This is a genomic window from Gordonia mangrovi, assembly GCF_024734075.1.
GTDB lineage: Bacteria > Actinomycetota > Actinomycetes > Mycobacteriales > Mycobacteriaceae > Gordonia > Gordonia mangrovi.
Genome location: NZ_CP102850.1, coordinates 1,021,174 through 1,038,642, shown reverse-complemented (window position 1 = coordinate 1,038,642; position 17,469 = coordinate 1,021,174). Strand labels below are relative to the sequence as shown.

The following is a 17,469-nucleotide window of genomic DNA, read 5'->3' as shown; positions in this document are numbered from 1 at the left end:
CCGGTTCACCAGGTCTGGTGTCGGGTGTCGTGAATTGTGTTGACGTCGTTGAATCGGGTGGTGGGCGTGGTTGAGTCGCCGATCTCTGATTTCGGCGTGTTTCACTGGATTTCGGGTTCGGGGTTGGTGGGCCGGGGCGGTTAGGGGTCAGGCTGGCTGTCGTCGGCCGATCATGTTGTTGAACAACAGGTTCCATTCGTGTTCCCATGGCCACCTGGCCGGTAGGTGCAGGCTGATGCGTCGGGCGGAGGACGCGATACGGGCTGGGATACAGATAAGGGTTCGTCTGATGGTGGGTGTGGTGGCTTTGGCCAGGCGTGTGCCGCTGAGGCAGGCGGCGGCGCGGGTGAGGTTGAACGCGATCACTGCACACACCAGCCAGGCGGCGGCGTTGGCGTTGAACGTCCCCGACGGCAGAGGGGCCAGTGCGGAGGCTTTGAGGTCGGCGTGGACCTGCTCGATGATCGCGTGTCCGCGGTGGGTTTTGTCGGCGCTCACGGTGTCGAGGTCGCTGGTGGTGAAGAACGCATGAAACCGCCACACCTGGAACAGGCCGTTGCCCTGCGGCTGGAGGTCGGGGATGCGGCGTAGGACCAGCCGTCCGGGGATCTGCAGGGCTGTGGCTTTGGAGGTGAACGCAGTGAAGTCGATCTCGGCGACCTCGGCACGCGAGACCCATTGCTCGGTGTCGGCGTCGTAAATGGGCTCTTCCCGATTGACGGTGCGTGGAACAGGTTCTATCGACCACAAGATGTGGGGTGAGGAAGATCGCGTGATGTGGGCGGTGTGCCTGGAGATGTAGGTGGGTCCTGCGGTGTAAGGGTGAAAGCTCCTACACAACCACCAGCACACCAGACAGGACCCATGACGCAGCGTAGCGCGATTGCCGACACGATTTGCCGCACCATCGAGTTGGGGGTGTCGATCACCGACGCCGCGGTGGATGCCGAGGACTGTACGCACCTGTTCTGCCAGGTCCTGGCACCGAAGGACGCCTGCCCGGGCTGCGGCCAGTCGGGCCGGCTGCGTGATCACGTGGACCGTGAGGTCGCTGATCTGCCGATCGTCGGGCATCCGACCCGGCTGCACCTGAAGATCCCGCGCTACACGGGCGCTACACGTGCACCGCCACCGACTGCTCGACCTCGATCTTTCGTGCGGATGTGAGTGCGATCGTGGCGCCGCGGTCGCAGGTCACCCTACGCACCGCTACCTGGATCATGCGGCGGATGATCTGCGACAAGATGAGCGTGAAGGCCGTGGCCGCCTCGGTCGGGCTCGGCTGGAACAAGGCCGGTCTCGACGCGCATGACGAGCACCTGGCCGTATCGATGACCTACACGATCTACCAGGAGCTCATCGACGCCTACGACCAGGACAACCGCCGCGACGGCAAGATCGCGATGTACAAGCTGCTCAAACGCATCCACACCGGCCTGCCGGCCGGTCTGGCCGAGTTGGCGCAACTCGGCCGATCATTGTGGGCGCGACGTGCCGAGATCCTGGCCTGCTTCGACACCGGCGCCTCCAACGGACCGGTGGAAGCGATCAACGGCCGCCTCGAACACCTCCGCGGGATCGCGCTCGGATTCCGCAACCTCAACCACTACATCTTGGTGCGCCATGAGGCGCGGTACTTCCGATCGGAGGTGAGAGACCACCGATTTCGGGTCGTCGCAGCGGCCTGAGAAAGCTGAGGGCAGCTCCGCTCGCAGAGGAAGTGTAGCGGGTGGGGTGGAAGCGGCCCTGACAATGCCGGGACGTATCAGCACTGCCAGATGGTGCGGGGTCCGGCTAGCGAGACGAGAAGGTGTACGTGAGGAACCAGTGTTTGACGCCTCGTTAAGTGGCACCAACTGAAACCTGGCGGATATCGGTTGGGATCGTGGTGCGCATGACGGAATCAAGATGTCGTCACGTCCGCCGCCGGACGCATCCAGCGTTCGGCGGTAGCCAGCAGGGAAAGTCTGTGGCGTACCTGCTGGGGCCATCGGGGTAAAGCTGGGCGCCTCCCTCGTCAATCGGAAGCATCGTGAACATGGGAACCCGCCGGTTGTTCCCGAACAGACACCGCGCCCAGCGGTGGTGACGGGTAGGTGCGCTGTCCACCGATAGCCACGGGCGGGGACGGAGCGGTCGTAGTACTCCGGGGCCGGGAAAGCCGGCCACATGGGGAAGGACCGCAGTAGATCGGCAACGGAGGATTGTAATGGCAGGAGATGCACCGATGAATATCGGTGCCGCGCTGGAGAAGCCGTACACGGCTAGTCAGCGGGTACTGAGGATGCAGACGAAGTTGCATCGATGGGCGGCGGCCGATTCTGGTCGTCGGTTTGAGGATTTGTACAACCTCGTGGCCGACCCGTGTTTCCTCGCCGAGGCGTGGAGACGGGTGAGTGAGAACAAGGGAGCCCGTACCGCGGGCATCGACCGTCGCAGCGTGCGCTCGATCGAGGCATCCAGCCAGGGTGTGATCGGGTTTCTGGAAGATCTACGTGCTCAAATCAAGGCGCGGGAGTTTCGCCCGGTACCCGTGCGGCAGGTCATGATTCCCAAACCCGGTGGCAAGAAACGCGGTCTGGGTATTCCCACGATCGCGGACCGGGTTGTGCAGGCTTGCTTGAAACTGGTGTTGGAACCGATCTTCGAGGCCGACTTTTCGGCATCGAGTTATGGTTTCCGGCCAAAACGTCGCGCTCAGGACGCAATCGCGGATATCTGGTACCACACCAGCCGCGGTTATGAGTGGGTGTTCGAAGCCGATATCACCGCGTGCTTCGACGAGATCGATCACAGCGCCCTGCTCGACAAGGTGCGTGATCGGATCGTCGATCGACGGATCCTGGCCCTCATCAAGAAATTCCTGAAAGCGGGGATTCTCGGCGAAGGTCAGGTGACGCGGTATACCCACACCGGCACTCCGCAGGGCGGGATTCTCTCGCCGCTGCTGGCCAACATAGCCCTCTCCGTCCTCGACGACCACATCGAGGACTGGTGGGCGGCACACACCAACGCGACCGCCCGTTTCCGACATCGGCAACGCGGAGGAGCGACGTACCGACTGGTGCGGTACGCCGACGACTTCGTGATCATGGTGTTCGGAACGCGGGACCATGCGGACGCGTTGTGGACCAGTGTCAGTGACCTCCTGGCTCCGATGGGGTTGCGTCTATCCCCGGAGAAGACCAAGGTCGTTCACATCAACGAGGGCTTCGACTTCCTGGGATTCCACATCCAGCGGCATACCCAGCGAGGAAGCACCCGGAGGTACGTTTACGTGTATCCGTCGAAGAAGTCGCTGATTTCGATCCGGCGGAAACTCAAAGACGCCACCAAACAGATCACCCACGATCCCCCGGAACAGCTGTTCAGGCGACTGAGCCCCATGATCCGCGGGTGGACACAGTATTTCCGTCACAGTTCGGCCAGCAAGGCATTCGGCCAGCTCAGGTACTACCTGTGGTGGCGAGTGTGGGGCTGGCTCCGGAACAAGTACCCACGCACCGCGCGCCGGGCACTGTTCTGGAGATTCAACCGGACGCACTGGATGGAAAACAACGGGGTCCGGCTCTTCGACCCGGGATCGGTACGCATCCAGCGCTACCACTACCGCGGCACGAAGATCCCGTCCCCTTGGGACACCACCTCACACGCCGCCACAGCGTGATCTACGGAGAGCCGGATGCGGTGAAAGTCGCACGTCCGGTTCGGGAGCGCGGTCCCGGGAAATAGCCCGTGAGCAATCACGACACTACGCCCGGGACCGACGCTCACCGGTCACTGATCCACTCCGGACAACTCGCAGAACACCTGGACGCACTCTGAATCAGGAAGAGCCGATTTAGTGCTCGAAATCCAAAGTCGGAAATCCGCTGACCAGCACTGATGATCCACCGAGCGCCGAAAAATCTGTCAGGAGGTCCAACTCAGGGCAGGTGAGGGTGGTGATCGCCGAGTTCAACCCGCGCACCCGGGTGTAGCCGAACCCGGCACCTTGTTTGGCCGGACCATGTACTTCGATGATCGAGTCGTCGATGTCGACCATCACCGGCCCGTCGACCCCGGCCAGCACCGGCGTGCGGGCCGCCAGACCGGCCAACAGTCGGGTCGCGATCGCATCCATCTGGCGGACATGCCCGAACCGGAACTCGCGCAGGAACGATCCCAACGTTGACGGGGCATACGGATGGTCGAACACCCGCCCCATCGCCCCATGCCGCAACAGGTTCATGTCATCGATACTGTCGGCACCGGCCACCATCCCGGCGACCAGACGAAAACACCTTCCGGTCTGGGTTGGCGCCCTTGTCGGTCGGCGCCGTCAGACGCTCACCAGCCAGTTCCGAGAGCCCAACCCGCTCGGCCAACCGCATCACCGGTAGCAGCCCGACCGCACCCAAATTTGGATCATCGCAGGATGCAGACCTGACCGGATGACTGTGCGACAACCGCGACTACGAGATGCCCTTCTGTGTTATGAGTGCGGAACCTTAGACAAGTCCCATACTGTCACCCAGACAGGGCATTTCGTCTACCCGACACCGCCAGACCGCATACGAATCGGTGGATCGAGGCTGAGAAGGAGGTCCAACTCAGGCCTGCACTTCATGTTCCATTCACGGCACAACACACTGAAAGTCCTCTGGGTGTGGTCACCGTGTGTGAACGTGGCTCGAATGCCGGTCAATTATCCAGCGCAAAATATCCGTCTTGGGCCGAGTTCTCGAGCGCACGGCGCATGGCGTCGTCATCGGCTCCCAACGACGCGATGACTGCAAGCCCGACATCACCATAGTAGGTGAGCGAGCGAGGCAGCATCTCAAGTTCGAAGTCTTCTCTACTCATCAGCGCATTGGTCATGTCGACGAGACGGGTCCCCTGTGGCCACTGGCCGGCTTCGAATTTGGACTCGGCAGCGACTCGAAATATAACGGTCGCCCCGTAGAGTAATTTACCCGCATCTACTGTGTCTTCGTTCTCGAAGTAGAAATTGGACACTACTGTGCCAATGTCCATCTATGTATCGAGCGCTCCCTCGAAATTGCGCACAACCGGCCCCAAGGTCCAGTCACGTTTGTAGATAGGCGGTTCCGCGAGAATTTCCGAACATGCATCCGAGACCTTAGACCAGGGTAATTCTGACATCGTCGAGCTCCCCGCCGCGCGAGCCCAGTCGGCAACAGCGTTTCGATTCGCAATTCCCTGCACGTGTTCGACTAGACCGGATAGATCGCGAGAGAAATGGTTGAGGAGACGCAGGCGCCGAATCATGTCCGGATAGTTCTTGGCGATTGCGTGGTCACTCTCGACGCCAATTTTAATCAGGTCATTGAGTTCAGATATTTCGCTTTCTCGATACGCTTCGATCGATTCAAACATGGCAATTCCCTTCGCTTTAGTAGCACCCTATCGGTAGTTCGCTGCAAGTCCTCGAGCACAACCCGGAATTACTCCAATTGGGTGACAAAACAAGGCCGTCGGTTACCACCGTTACCTCCGCCAACCTCGATCTATCGAGGCAACCGGTTTGGGCTCCTTCGGAGGCGGCACTCGCAGGTGTCGAACCATCGCCTCGATAGACTGCGTTTCGGTCCTCAGCCCTCTCCGACCGGACCCGTCGACGCCGCTGCGTGACCGTTCCCGATACAGAATCGATCTAGTGCTGTGGCCGTCCGACGAACCGTTGACGGTGCCCGAGCGTCCGGGGTCGGCCGTGAGCCATCGACCGGAGACCACCGGCGACGCCATCGAACTCGTCGCCGCCGGGATCGGGGTGCTGTTGGTGCCGCAGTCGTTGGCGCGGCTGCATCACCGCAAGGATCTGGTGCATCGTCCGGTGACCGACGCTCCGACCTCGACGGTGGGGCTGCTGTGGCCGCAGCCGACCACCGATCTCGCCGATGAGTTCGTCGGCATCGTGCGTGGCCGCAAGGCGACGTCGTCGCGGGGCCGTACCGACGAGGTGCCGAAACGGTCGGCCCGGGAGAAGGCGGCGGCCAAGCGGGCGGCACGCGAAGCGGCCGGGAAGGTCCCTGGCAAGAGTGCTCGGCGAGGACGTCCCAAGCGTCGGTGACCGCGCGAGGGTGAGCTGCCGGTGGCGCCGCGCAGCCGACCCGGGTGATTCAATGGCCGACGATGCAGCGAGCAGCGGAGGGCGCCGGCCGAGTGACCGGTGCAGTCCTGGCGGGTGTCCTGGTAGTGCAGGCCGTCCTGACGGTGCGGCTGTCGAACTCGGCATTCCAGGACGAGGCGACCTATGTGTTCGCCGGACATCGGGTGCTGGCGCTGTGGCTGCACGGCACACCGACCTACGACGACTACCCGAGCTACTTCTCCGGTGCGCCGTTCCTGTATCCGGTGGCCGCAGCGCTGGCCGACGGCGTCGGGGGCCTCGAGGCCGCGCGGGCGTTGTCGCTGATGTGTGCGCTGGCGAGTACCGTGCTGCTCTACCTGGTCGCCCGCCGCTTGTTCGATCCCGCTGTGGCGGTCGGCGCCGCGTTCGTGTTCGCGGTGGCCGAACCGACCCTGGTGACCGGTCGCCTGGCCACCTATGACGCGGCTGCGCTGCTGCTGGTGGCGCTCGCCGTGTGGATCGGGGTGCGATGGTCCACCTCGACGATCCCTGCGCTGGTGTTCATGCCGCCTGTCCTGGTGCTGGCGATCTTCACGAAGTACGCCTTGGTGCTCTATGTGCCGGCGGTGATCGCGGTGTCGGCCATCGCGGTGGCCCGCGACCGTGGCCGCCGCGCGGCTCTCATTCACGCGGCGGCGGTGACCGGTCTGGTCGCCGTGCTGTCGGGGGCGTTTCTGGCCGCGGCGCCGCACCTGTGGGACGGGATCTACTCCACCACCCTGCATCGCGATCCGGGCGGCGACACCCGGTGGGACGTGGCGTCGGATGCCGCAGCCTATGTGGGCCTCGCGCTGCTGATCGCCGCTGCGGGGGCGATCAGATACTGCCGCACGACCTCACCGATCCCGCTCGACACCACCCCGCGACGGCTGCGCATCCTGCTGGCGGGGGTGCTGCTGGCGGCCGGAGTGGCGGCACCGGTCAACCAGATCCTCACGCAGACCACGCAGTCGCTGCACAAGCACGTGGGTTTCGGGCTGTGGTTCGCGGCGCCGCTGGCGGGCGTGGCGCTGATCAGTCTGCTGCGCACCCGCTCGTGGTGGCGGGTCGGGGTAGTGGCCGCACTCTGCATCGGGCTGGTGTGGACCGGGATGGCGCAGTCGGCCCACAAGTTTCATGAGTGGCCCGACAGCGCAGAGGTCGTCTCGACGTTGCGCGCGATGGTCCGGCCGGACTCGGGACGCTACCTGGTCGAGGAACACGAGGTGCCGCGTTATTACCTGCGCGATGTCACCGAGCCCTACCAGTGGATCGGGACCTCCTACTTCGAGTACTCCGATCCGCAGGGCGCCACCCTGACCGGGCTGCCCGCGTACGCGGCGGCGATCGGTGACGGCTACTTCGATGCCGTCGTGCTGCGCTACGGCCCGACCGCGGACCTCGACCTGCGACTCGCCGAGATGCTCGACGCGTCGGACCGCTACGAACTCGTCGAGGAATGGCCCTACGAGAACAGCTTCGGTGCGTCGCAGTGGCAGATCTGGCAGCGGGTCGACGGCTGACCGACGACCGTACGGTGCAGGGCAGCCCGAACACGCCGAGCGACGTACACCGATCGCCCTACTTCACACCCGCCGGTGTCGGTGCCACCCTGGAACAAGGATCTGATTCGCAACAGCGAACAGCGCAAAGAGGTTTGCACGCAAGAGTTTTGAACGCCTAACGAAGAAGTGACGCACGGCCGATCGAGGAGGATCTCGTGGCTCGCGTAGAAGGGTTCGAACCGGCGAACAGTGGGCAGACGCCCACCGGGCCCTGCGGTGTGTGGGGCGACTCCGACACCGGGGCAGGAGTTTTGGGTACCAGTGGCGTTCTCCCGTCCGGAGTGCAGAACGCGCCGACGGGCACTGCTGCCGTCGAAGGGCACGGCGTCGACACGCTTGGGGTGTTCGGCCGCAGCCAGTTCGGGTCCGGCGTACTCGGCGTCACCTTCCAGCAGGATGTCGGATCGTCGTCGGGGGTCTTCGGTTCCAGCACCGCCGGCGGCAACGGGGTGACCGGCTTCGTCGGCAGCGCCACCGGTGTGCGTGGGTCGAGTGTGCGCGGTGGCGGCGTGCGCGGCAGTGGCGCCACGTTCGGGGTGCAGGGGGAGAGCTTCGGCGGCTCCACCTCGATCGGGGTCGAGGGGCGCGGCAGCAACGGGGTCGGCGTGCGCGGCAAGAGCCAATCGAACAGCGGTGTCGTCGGGGTCACCACCGGGTCGGGCTACGGCACCTTCGGCCTGCACTTCTCGCAGGACCCGGGCTCCGGTGTCTTCGGCGAAAGCGTCCTCGGCGACGGCGTCGAAGGCCACAGCTACACCGGCTTCGGGGTGCGTGGCCAGGGCCGCGGCGGCGGGGTGCGCGGCGTGTCCACCTCGCGTGACCCGGCCGCCGGCGGCATCGTCGGCGAGAACCCATCCGGATTCGCCGGGGTGTTCCTCGGCCACGTCCGCGTCACCGGCTTCCTCGCCAAAGCCGGTGGCGGTTTCGAGATCGACCACCCGACCGACCCGACCAACAAGGTCCTGCGGCACTCGTTCGTCGAGAGTCCCGACATGCTGAATGTGTACAGCGGCACCGTCAGCACCGACGAGAACGGCGAGGCCGGCGTCCGGCTGCCGGACTACTTCGACGCCCTCAACCAGGATGTCCGCTACCAGCTGACCGTCATCGGCGAGTTCGCGCAGGCGATCGTGGCGCGCGAGGTCACCGACAACGAGTTCACCATCAAGACCGAAAGGCCCAAGGTGAAGGTGTGCTGGCAGGTCACCGGAACCCGCAAGGACCCGTGGGCGGCCGCCAACCGGCTCGTCGTCGAAGACGACAAACCCGCCGAGGAGAAGGGACGCTACCTGCACCCCGGGCCGTGGGGACAACCGGAACCGGCACCGGCGGAACGGGAACCCGATCGCACCAACCATCAGCGGCAACTGACTCAGCTGATGCCGGAGAAGCTCAAGGACCGCGTCGAACCGGCACTGCGCGAGGCCGATCACCTCGACCGGACCGCGTTGCGGCGCTTGGTGACCGAGATGTTGGAGCAGGTGCATCCCCAGGGAGCCGACGAGCGGGAACGGGTGGGTCGGCGGCCGGGTCGCCGAGGAACTGCGGCGGTTCCACGAGGACGCCGGGCTGAGTGCGCCACCGGAATCCGGCGCCTGACACCGGTGGTCAGGCGGCCGCGGTGGGTTCTCTCGTCGACGGGGCACGCTCAATCCCGCAGGAACTCCACCACCGCCGTGGCGAACTCTTCGGGCGCCGCCAGATGCGCCATATGTGTCTGACCGTCGAGCACGTGAATCCGGGCGTCGGGCATCGCTGCCGCGACGATCTCGGGGTCGGCCTTGACCTCATCGGTGCTCGCTGAACCCACGAGCAGCATCGTCGGCACGGAAATGGCTGCGGCCGTGCCCGGATCGAAGTCGCAGTGGCCGAATGCGCGGACCTCACGGGGCACGGTCGGCGCGGTGGCCACCCGCGCCGGCCAGGACGGGGCGGCCTCGAGTTGTGCGAGTTCGTCCGCGCTGAGTCCGGCGCAGTCGCGCAGGAACACCCGCAGCATGTCGGCGGGACGTGTGGTCGCGAGTTCTTCCAGCGTCGTGTACAGGTCCGCGGGGAATCGGCGATGCTCGGGATTGGGTGGCGGCCAACCCTCATAGAGCACCAGTCGTCGAATGTTCTTGGTACGCAAAGCGGCCCCGAATGCGACGTTGCCGCCATGCGAGTGGCCCAGCAGGTCGACCGGTCCGCCATAGGCCTGCGCGGCCGCGTCGACCACCGCGACCGCATCGTCGTACTCCGCGTCGATCGTGTACTCGCTGCGATCGCCGCTGAGGCCGCGGCCACGGCGGTCGACGCGCACCACCCGAACATGCGGTTGCAGCCATGCCGCCGCCATACGCCAAGCAGAACTGTCCGACGATGCGCCGTGCAGCAGCACCAGCGGCCGGCCCGAACCGGAGACATGCGCGCCGATCGGAGTGCCATCGGCGGACATCACGGACAGAGTGGTCACTTCGTCGATCTGAGTGGTCATCGGACTCACCTCTCCTCTGGGGGTGATTCCAGAATCCGGCGCCGGGGCGGCGCGCACATCGGTAGACCTACCCATCTGCGCCGCTCGACGTCAGCAGTTGGTTCTCGACGGCGAACAGTGTGGCCGCCGCACGGCTCGACACCCCGATCTTGGTGTAGATGTGCTGGACGTGATGTTCGGCGGTGCGTCGGGAGATCACCAGGCGCGCCCCGATCTCGGCGTTGCTGCAGCCGTGCGCGACGAGACGGAGCACCTCGATCTCGCGGGCGGTCAGACCGGCGGGTACGGGCACCGCGCGCGTCGGGATGGCGACATCGCCGCCGACGACAGCGCGCACGGCGTCGAGATCCAGCGCCCCTGCTGCGGCGCGATCCAGTACGGCCCGCTCGGCGGCGGACGGTGGCAGGGCAGGTCGGTGCGGCCGCGGCTCGCGCAGCGTCTGGTACGCATCGGCCGCGGCCAGAATCCGCATCGGCATGGTGAGGTCGACGGCGGTGCAGCCGTGCGGATAGCCGGTCCCGTCGAGGCGCTCGTGGTGGCGGCCCACCAGCGGTGCGAGGTGGGTGAGTTCGGCGGAGCCGGCGACGATGCGTTCGGAGTAGTACGGATGCAGCCGCACCTGCTCGATCTCATCGGTGATGAGTGGAGTCTGCTTCTCCCACACCGCACTCGAGATCGCCACCCGGCCCACGTCGTGCAGCAACCCGGCGAGGTGCAGGTCGCGACGATCGGCTGCCGACAGTCCCGCCCGGGAGGCTGCGCTCAGCGAGAGCGCCGCGACGGCCCGTGAGTGACCGAGGAAGGACGGCGATTTCAGATCGGCGAGATCGGCGAAAACCTCTGCCACGCAGACGAGATCGTCCGTCCACACCACCGGATCGGGCTCCGCGTCGAGGACTGTGTCACGGAGGTCGGCGTCTGGTTCGACGGCGAGTCCGGCACGCACGAAGGCCTCGACCAGCATCGGGTCGAGCATCCCGCCCGCGCGCCGTCTCAGGGCGCCAGACGCTGGTGACCCGTCGGCGGAGAACACCGCCGCGATGCCCGCCAGACGCGCTACCCGGGCCGAGATCGGGATGTCGTCGCCGCCGTGGCGCCACTCGTCGTAGACGTGCAGCATCCCGGTCTGCACCGTCTCAGGCAGCTGCATCCGCCGGGCGGCGTCACGACCCACCTCGCACGCGGCCGTCGTGTACGCCTCACCCCACGAAGAGCCTCGGGTGAGCAGCCTCAGCGCCACCCGAACGCGGGTGATCGGCGAACGACCGCGCGCGAGCATCGGCACGAAGGTGGCGACGGTGTCGGTGACCGACGCATGGTCGGCGTGGGCCGCCGCCGCGTTCGCGGCGAGTTCGTCGCCGAACAGCCGAGCCGTCTCGCTCGCGTACCCCACGCACCCGACGTGGGTCAGCAGAGCCACGTAGAAGCATGCGCTGGCCTCGGACGACTCGAGATTCAGCTCCCGCGCCAGCCGCGCCGCCAGCACACCCGAGGTTGCCGCCGTACCGCCGTCGAGGCCGAAGCCCAGGTCGGCAAAGCGGGACAGCCCGACCAGCAGGTCGGCGAGGCGTGCCCTCATTGTTCTCACTCTGGCGTGTCGGCCTCGCCGACAACAGCGTCCACCAGCGGCCAATCGCCCGTCACGCATTGAACCGCTCGTGACTGCACGGGCGACGGGACTACAGTCACTGTATGGAGGTGCGACGTGTCGCCCTCGACACCGGTGTTCATCTGGCGGTCGCAGACCGTGACGGCCAGATCCCCGTCGTGCTCCTGCATGCCTGGGGTGAGACGCATGAGATCTTCTCGGATCTGCTGCCGCTGCTCCCGAGCAATCTGCGGTTGGTAGTGCCCGATCAGCGTGGTGTCGGCGACAGCGACAAACCGAGCAGTGGTTACGAGTTCGCGGACGCAGCCGACGACATCCGGGGACTGCTCGATGCACTCGGCATCGACCGGGCCTGGTTGGTGGGCGCCTCGAGTGGCGGCTATCTGGCGCAGCGAGTGGCCGTCGACCACCCCGACCGGATCGCCGGTCTCCTCCTCGTCGGTGCTCCGCGCTCGCTGCGTGGGATCGGTGATCCGTTCGGTGAGGCATTGCGGGGTCTCGGCGATCCGATCACCGTGGAGAAGGTCGACGCCCTGGTCGGAGACATTCCGACGGTGCAGCCCATTCCGTGGGAAACAATGCAGCGCAGCAATGTTGCGGCGACGACGATCCCGGCGCACGTCTGGCGTGTGACGTACCAGGCGCTCCTCGACGCGACGGCGCCGACCGATGATGGCACCATCGACGCCCCGACGCTGATCATGTGGGGTGCCGACGACGCGCTGCTCCCGCGGTCTGATGCGGACCTGCTGCACCGGGCGATCGACGGCAGCGAAATGACGGTGTACCCGGACACCGGGCACCTAGTCCTGCTCGAACGGACACAGTGGGTGGCGCGCGATATCGCTGATTTCCTGCACCGGCATTCGTAGTGCCGGCCAAGATCACTGACGTCGGCGCGAGGCTGGAAACTCGGTTCTCGGTTCGGAACTGAGCCAGCGAGTCCGAGGTCGGCGCGGGTGACGGTGTTCTCACTCTGGCGCGTCGGTCGAGCCGGCAACAGGCTACGTGATCAACGCAGTCATCAGTCCCACGGCCTGGCGCAATGCCTCGGCGCCGATATTTCCGATCGGGTCGTCGAGGGCTGTGACCGGAAGCCATTGCACCAGTTCGGGAAGTGCCACACCCTCGGGTTCTCCGACGGCGACGACCATGGCCATCGTGCCTTCGGGGATCGGTCCGGGAATGTAGGGGCACACGATGATACGTCCGGTATCCGCCGCGATATGGATCGAATTCGACAGCACCACAACGTATATCGTGCTATCGGTGTCGCGGCGAGGCGCGATGTCACCGGGAGCGATCACAAGCCGGCAGCCTTGTTTGCCTGATGGATCATGTCGGCGTAGTCGTCGATGTTCAGTGCCGGAACTGTGTGCGTCGTGTAATTCGTGAGAGCAATCCGAAGATGTTCATGTCGCAACGCGCGTTCGATCAGCTCAGACCGATTCAGACCCGCTGCCTTCGCGTCGGCGTCGGCAGTGGCCAAGACCGCACTGTCGAGAGTGATGGACACCTTATCCTTGGCCATATCGGCATAGTACCAACAGTAGGACGAGTATATGGCCATCTGTCATCTCGGTCGGTGACGTGTTCGGCTCAGGCGAGTTCGGAGGTACGTTCGCCGGTTCAGCCGGCAAGCCCCAGGTCGGCCCGGGTGACGCTGTGCACTGCCCATCCGGAGGCTCAGTGCAGCGCCGGAGGCGACCGCGGCGGCCAGGACGTGTCGGTCCTTGGGGGGATTGGTCATTGCGTCAACGAGGCGGAGGTAGCCGGCGCTGTGGTCGGCGGCATGAGGGAACGAACGCGCGACGCATTTGGGTGATGCGATGATCGGCCTGCTCGGCGGTCACCGCGCGTGTGCCGGTGACGTTGCGGTGGACTTCGTCGAGGAGTTGCGGCGTCCACACCGGTGTGAACATGTCGTGCTCGGCAAGGGCGAGCAGCAGGTTGTTGAGATTCTGCGGCAGCATCACGCAGGCGTCGAGCACGACGCGGAAGGTTGCGGCCACGAGTGTCAGCGCGTGGCGATGAAGCCGTCGGTCTCGGTCGGTCGGGGGTCAGGGGCAGCGAGTTCGGCGAGGGCCTCAGCGCGTTGGGTGCGCGTGCGTTGTTGATAGGCCAGGACGTCGGTGAGCTGCACGCGGCGATGTCGACCGGGAGTGGTGTAGGGGATCTCGTTGTCGGTCAGCAGCCGCACGAGGGTGGGCCGGGTGATTCCGAGAATATCGGCGGCCTCTTGCGTCGTCAGCAGCGTGCGGTGCGGCTCAACAGTCACTGCGGTGCCCTGAATGAGGTTGGACAGCACTGTTGTCAGGATCTGTCGCAACTCCTCGGGCAGCTGCGCAGAACTCTCGCCAGCGCTCACAATCACCGAGTGGTCGGCGGTGAGTACGGCAAGGAGTGCGTCGAGTTGCTGCACGTCGCCGCCGTCGGTGTCGGGAAGAACTGTCTGCTCCAGCAGGGTGGTCATAGTCCACAGTGTAAATCGAAAAAAGCGAAAATTCACTATTGGTTATCTGTATCCGATCGCCGCCGCGAATGTTCTGAAACGCAGCTATCCAGCCCTCGACGCCACCAGACCGTCACAGAAACATCGCGCCGATTACGATAGCCAGGAACGCTGCGAGGCCACCCACAACCAAGACAGCGGCACTGAACATATCGATGACTGAGGACATCTGAGTCACCTCCTTCCCCGTTAGCAGGTCGGCGGGGATGAGTCGCCACCTTCCGTGAAATGAATCATCGCTGATGCGCAGGGTGAACCACTCAGTGTGTGACCACTGCATTGACTCCTGACCTGCATCTTGTCTGCTGCGAAGGAAGGGTGCTGCGCACTGGTCGCGGCGAAAGAACGCATGGCAGGCACTGTCGATCGGACTCGCAGGTGGATGTGCGCCACGTTGACGCGTACCGGGGTGGCCACCGGTCCTATACGTGTTCGAGAACGAACACCACCTCCAGGCCACATCTTTCTCGTAGTACGACCTGGCCTGCATCCCTCACCCCTACCCTTGTCCTGTGCGCTTGTCGTGGCCGCTGGTCGGCCGCACGAAGGAGATGCGAATCGTCGAAGCCGCGCTGTCGGCTTCGGACGATGGCGGCATCCTCATCTGCGGGCCGGAGGGGGTGGGCAAGAGCCGGATCGCCCGGGAGGCCTTGGCGGCGGTGTCCGCGACGGGCCGCGAGACGCGCTGGGTGGCGGGCACCTCGGCGGCCCGCGACATCCCGCTCGGCGCATGCAGCACCTGGGTACCTGCGGGGACCTCCGAGACCGTCGCACTGCTCCGAGGAGTCATCGACGCGCTCACCACCCGGAGCTCGGCGACCGGCCCCGTGGTGGTGGGTGTCGACGACGTCCACCTGCTCGACGACCTGTCGGCATTCGTGGTGCACCAGATCGTCGCCCGTGGCGCGGCGAAAGTGGTCCTCACCGCCCGCGACGACACGCCGATCCCCGCCGCGATCCAGGAGGCATGGAAGGCCGAGCACTGCGACCGGCTCGACGTCGCACCCCTGACCTGCGACGACACCCGCGAGCTGCTGTCGGCCGCGCTGACCGGGCCGCTGGACGCCGACGTCACCCGCCGGTTGTGGCAGCTGACCGGCGGCAATGTGCTGTACCTGCGCAACATCGTCGAACACGAGGTCGCCGCCGGGGCGATGGTGCGGCGTGACGGGTTCTGGCGGTGGACCGGGGAGCCGAGTCTGCCGCCGAGCCTGGTCGGCCTGATCGAATCGCGGATCGGGACGCTGCCCGAATCGGTCGGCGATGTGGTCGATGTGGTCGCGGTCGGCGAACCGATCGAGCTGGCCGCCCTGACCCGCATCACCGACCCTGCCGCCGTCGAGGAGGCCGAGACGCGGGGTCTGATCATGCTCGAGCCGGCGGGCGCCGGAATCGAGGTGCGTGTGGCGCATCCGCTCTACGGGCAGGTGCGCCGCGACCGCGCGGCCCGCACGCGGCTGCGGCGGCTGCGGGGCCTCGTGGCGTCCGAGCTCGCCACCTCCGACGACCGCGACGACCTGCGGGTGGTGGTGCGGCGGGCCACGTTGGGTCTCGATTCGGATCTGCCGGCCGACGCCGATCTGCTGTTGCGGGCCGCCTACGGCGCGGTGTGGCTCGCGGATCTGCCGCTGGCGGATCGGCTCGCGCAGGCCGCCGACCTCGCGGGCGCGGGAGCCCACTCGAATCTGGTGCGGGGACATGCGTTGTCGTGGCTGGGGCGCGGGCAGGACGCCGAGGACGTGTTGGCCGCGATGAGCGCCGCCGACCTCTGCGAGCGGGACCGTGCCCGGTGCGCGTTCCTGCGGTCGAGCAACATGTTGTGGGCGCTGTCGAACCCGGAACGGGCGAAGGAACTCATCGACGACGCGGCGGGCACCATCGCCACGGACGCACACGACTACATCGATGCCTTCCGCACGGTGTACTGGTTCGCGATGGATCAGCCGGAGGAGGCGGTGGCCGCTGCACACGATCTGGTACCGGAGGACCTCCCGGTCGCCGGGACGGAAGTGTCGTGGGCGCTGGCGCAGATCGCCGCGGATGCCGGCCGTACCGCCGACGCGGTGTCGGTGGCCGACGTCGGATGCGCCGCCGCGACCCGGGGTCTCGACGCCCCGCAGATGAGGTTCAACATCGCCGACGCCGAGGTCAGCGCACTGCTGTTGGCCGGGGAGACCCAACGTGCCGTCGACGTCGCCGAACGCGTCCGCGCGCAGGCCGCCGATCTGCCCGGCGCCGCGCAGCTCCTCGGTGCCGCCGTGGCGGGTCGGGCGGCACTAGGGGCGGGCCGCCTCGACGTGGCGTGCTTGTTGCTGCAGACCGCGGCCGACGGTCTGTCGGTGGCGCATGCGCAGGGCTGGGGCTACCGCTACCGGATTGCGCACATCACCGCACTCGCCCTGCGCGGGCAGACGCCGCAGGCGGCCGCCGCACTCGCCGCGCACCGCGAGGTGCGCAGAGCGTTTCGGTCACTGGACCACGAGCAAGCCATCGCGCGCGCATGGGTGGCCGCCGGCGAGGGGGCGGTCAGCGAGGCGATCGGCATCGTGTTGTCGGCGGCCGAACGTGCCTGCGCGGCAGGACGGTTCGCTGACGAAGTGCAGTGCCGGCAGATCGCCACCCAATTCGGGGACACCACCAGCACATCGAGGCTGCGCGCCCTGGAATCGGTGGTGGAGGGTCCGCGCGTGGGGCTGGCGGCTCGGTTCGCCGCGGCCCTGCACGACGCCGAGGGCACGGACCTGCTCGCGGTGTCCACCCAGTTCGAGGAGATGGGTGATCTCGTCGCCGCCCTCGACGCCGCCGCACACGCCGCGCTCGTGTTTCGCCGTGACGGCAAACGGGGATCGGCGTTGGCAGCCTCGACCCGCGCCGACGGCCTGGCCGAGCAGTGTGGCGGGGCGTGCACGCCGGCGGCGCGTCAGGCGTCGGAGGATCTCCCGCTGACCGACCGTGAACGTGAGATCGTGATGCTGATCGGTGCGGGGTTGACCAACCGGGAGGTCGCCGCGCGGCTGTTCCTGTCGGTGCGCACCGTCGAAAGCCATGTGTACCGGGCGATGTCGAAGACCGGAACCACCACGCGCGACGAGCTCGCCGCTCTGCTGCGGCGCCGCCGACGCACCGGATTGCAGTGACACGCTACTGAGCTCGCCCTCCCGGACCGCGACGACGATTCCCTTGTGGGTCGTCCGGCTC

Annotated in this window: 13 protein-coding genes and 4 pseudogenes; 7 read left to right on the top strand and 10 right to left on the bottom strand. The window is 66.2% G+C overall.

What is annotated here, in order from left to right; all coding sequences use genetic code 11:
• Positions 1 to 147 precede the first annotated feature (147 nt).
• A pseudogene (locus NWF22_RS04800) lies at positions 148 to 708 on the bottom strand (transposase); the annotation flags it as partial.
• A gap of 156 nt (positions 709 to 864) precedes the next feature.
• Between NWF22_RS04800 and NWF22_RS04795 the strand changes: the two are divergent.
• Positions 865 to 1,688, top strand: a pseudogene (locus tag NWF22_RS04795) (transposase).
• A gap of 539 nt (positions 1,689 to 2,227) precedes the next feature.
• Positions 2,228 to 3,667, top strand: a complete 1,440-nt coding sequence (gene ltrA, locus NWF22_RS04790; RefSeq protein ID WP_160900395.1) for a group II intron reverse transcriptase/maturase — start codon at positions 2,228 to 2,230, stop codon at positions 3,665 to 3,667.
• Between the two features lie 267 nt (positions 3,668 to 3,934).
• Here ltrA and NWF22_RS04785 read toward each other — a convergent pair.
• From NWF22_RS04785 to NWF22_RS04775, 3 genes and pseudogenes are all read right to left on the bottom strand, one after another.
• Positions 3,935 to 4,373, bottom strand: a pseudogene (locus NWF22_RS04785) (IS1380 family transposase); the annotation flags it as partial.
• Positions 4,374 to 4,683: 310 nt separating this feature from the next.
• Positions 4,684 to 5,016, bottom strand: a complete 333-nt coding sequence (locus NWF22_RS04780; RefSeq protein WP_160900396.1) for a hypothetical protein — start codon at positions 5,014 to 5,016, stop codon at positions 4,684 to 4,686.
• Complete coding sequence (locus NWF22_RS04775) at positions 5,017 to 5,379, bottom strand: hypothetical protein (protein WP_160900397.1); 363 nt, start codon at positions 5,377 to 5,379, stop codon at positions 5,017 to 5,019.
• A gap of 283 nt (positions 5,380 to 5,662) precedes the next feature.
• Here NWF22_RS04775 and NWF22_RS04770 point away from each other — a divergent pair.
• The 3 genes and pseudogenes from NWF22_RS04770 to NWF22_RS04760 all read left to right on the top strand — a co-directional run.
• Positions 5,663 to 6,073: pseudogene (locus NWF22_RS04770) on the top strand (LysR substrate-binding domain-containing protein); the annotation flags it as partial.
• A 62-nt stretch (positions 6,074 to 6,135) separates the two neighbouring features.
• Positions 6,136 to 7,635: an ArnT family glycosyltransferase gene (locus tag NWF22_RS04765; RefSeq protein ID WP_160900398.1), complete on the top strand. Its 1,500-nt coding sequence runs from the start codon at positions 6,136 to 6,138 to the stop codon at positions 7,633 to 7,635.
• A gap of 197 nt (positions 7,636 to 7,832) precedes the next feature.
• Complete coding sequence (locus NWF22_RS04760) at positions 7,833 to 9,398, top strand: hypothetical protein (RefSeq protein ID WP_160900399.1); 1,566 nt, start codon at positions 7,833 to 7,835, stop codon at positions 9,396 to 9,398.
• On the opposite strand, the gene NWF22_RS04755 is transcribed toward NWF22_RS04760, so the two are convergent.
• Both NWF22_RS04755 and NWF22_RS04750 read right to left on the bottom strand, forming a co-directional pair.
• Positions 9,326 to 10,150 (bottom strand): alpha/beta fold hydrolase, encoded by an 825-nt coding sequence (locus tag NWF22_RS04755; RefSeq protein ID WP_160900400.1) that lies wholly within the window; start codon positions 10,148 to 10,150, stop codon positions 9,326 to 9,328. The genes NWF22_RS04760 and NWF22_RS04755 overlap by 73 nt on opposite strands.
• A gap of 67 nt (positions 10,151 to 10,217) precedes the next feature.
• Positions 10,218 to 11,729 carry an HD domain-containing phosphohydrolase gene (locus NWF22_RS04750; RefSeq protein ID WP_160900401.1) on the bottom strand — a complete coding sequence of 504 codons (1,512 nt, stop codon included), beginning with the start codon at positions 11,727 to 11,729 and terminating at the stop codon, positions 10,218 to 10,220.
• Between the two features lie 113 nt (positions 11,730 to 11,842).
• Between NWF22_RS04750 and NWF22_RS04745 the strand changes: the two genes are divergently transcribed.
• Positions 11,843 to 12,631: an alpha/beta fold hydrolase gene (locus tag NWF22_RS04745; protein WP_160900402.1), complete on the top strand. Its 789-nt coding sequence runs from the start codon at positions 11,843 to 11,845 to the stop codon at positions 12,629 to 12,631.
• Positions 12,632 to 12,763: 132 nt separating this feature from the next.
• Here the strand turns inward: NWF22_RS04745 and NWF22_RS04740 are convergent, their stop codons facing one another.
• The 4 genes from NWF22_RS04740 to NWF22_RS04725 all read right to left on the bottom strand — a co-directional run bounded on the left by NWF22_RS04740 (position 12,764) and on the right by NWF22_RS04725 (position 14,232).
• Complete coding sequence (locus NWF22_RS04740; protein ID WP_160900403.1) at positions 12,764 to 13,066, bottom strand: toxin; 303 nt, start codon at positions 13,064 to 13,066, stop codon at positions 12,764 to 12,766.
• On the bottom strand, positions 13,063 to 13,290 hold the full coding sequence (locus NWF22_RS04735) for a ribbon-helix-helix protein, CopG family (RefSeq protein ID WP_160900404.1): 228 nt from the start codon (positions 13,288 to 13,290) through the stop codon (positions 13,063 to 13,065). Before NWF22_RS04735 ends, NWF22_RS04740 begins: the two co-directional genes overlap by 4 nt.
• Before the next feature lie 223 nt (positions 13,291 to 13,513).
• Positions 13,514 to 13,771, bottom strand: coding sequence for a PIN domain-containing protein (locus NWF22_RS04730; RefSeq protein WP_258321323.1), 258 nt, complete (start codon positions 13,769 to 13,771; stop codon positions 13,514 to 13,516).
• Positions 13,772 to 13,776: 5 nt separating this feature from the next.
• The gene (locus tag NWF22_RS04725) at positions 13,777 to 14,232 is read right to left on the bottom strand and encodes a helix-turn-helix domain-containing protein (protein ID WP_160900405.1); all 456 of its coding nucleotides are present in this window, start codon (positions 14,230 to 14,232) and stop codon (positions 13,777 to 13,779) included.
• Positions 14,233 to 14,822: 590 nt separating this feature from the next.
• Between NWF22_RS04725 and NWF22_RS04720 the strand changes: the two genes are divergently transcribed.
• A complete protein-coding gene (locus NWF22_RS04720; protein ID WP_160901363.1) occupies positions 14,823 to 17,408 on the top strand; it encodes a helix-turn-helix transcriptional regulator in 2,586 nt (861 codons plus the stop codon).
• Positions 17,409 to 17,469 lie beyond the last annotated feature (61 nt).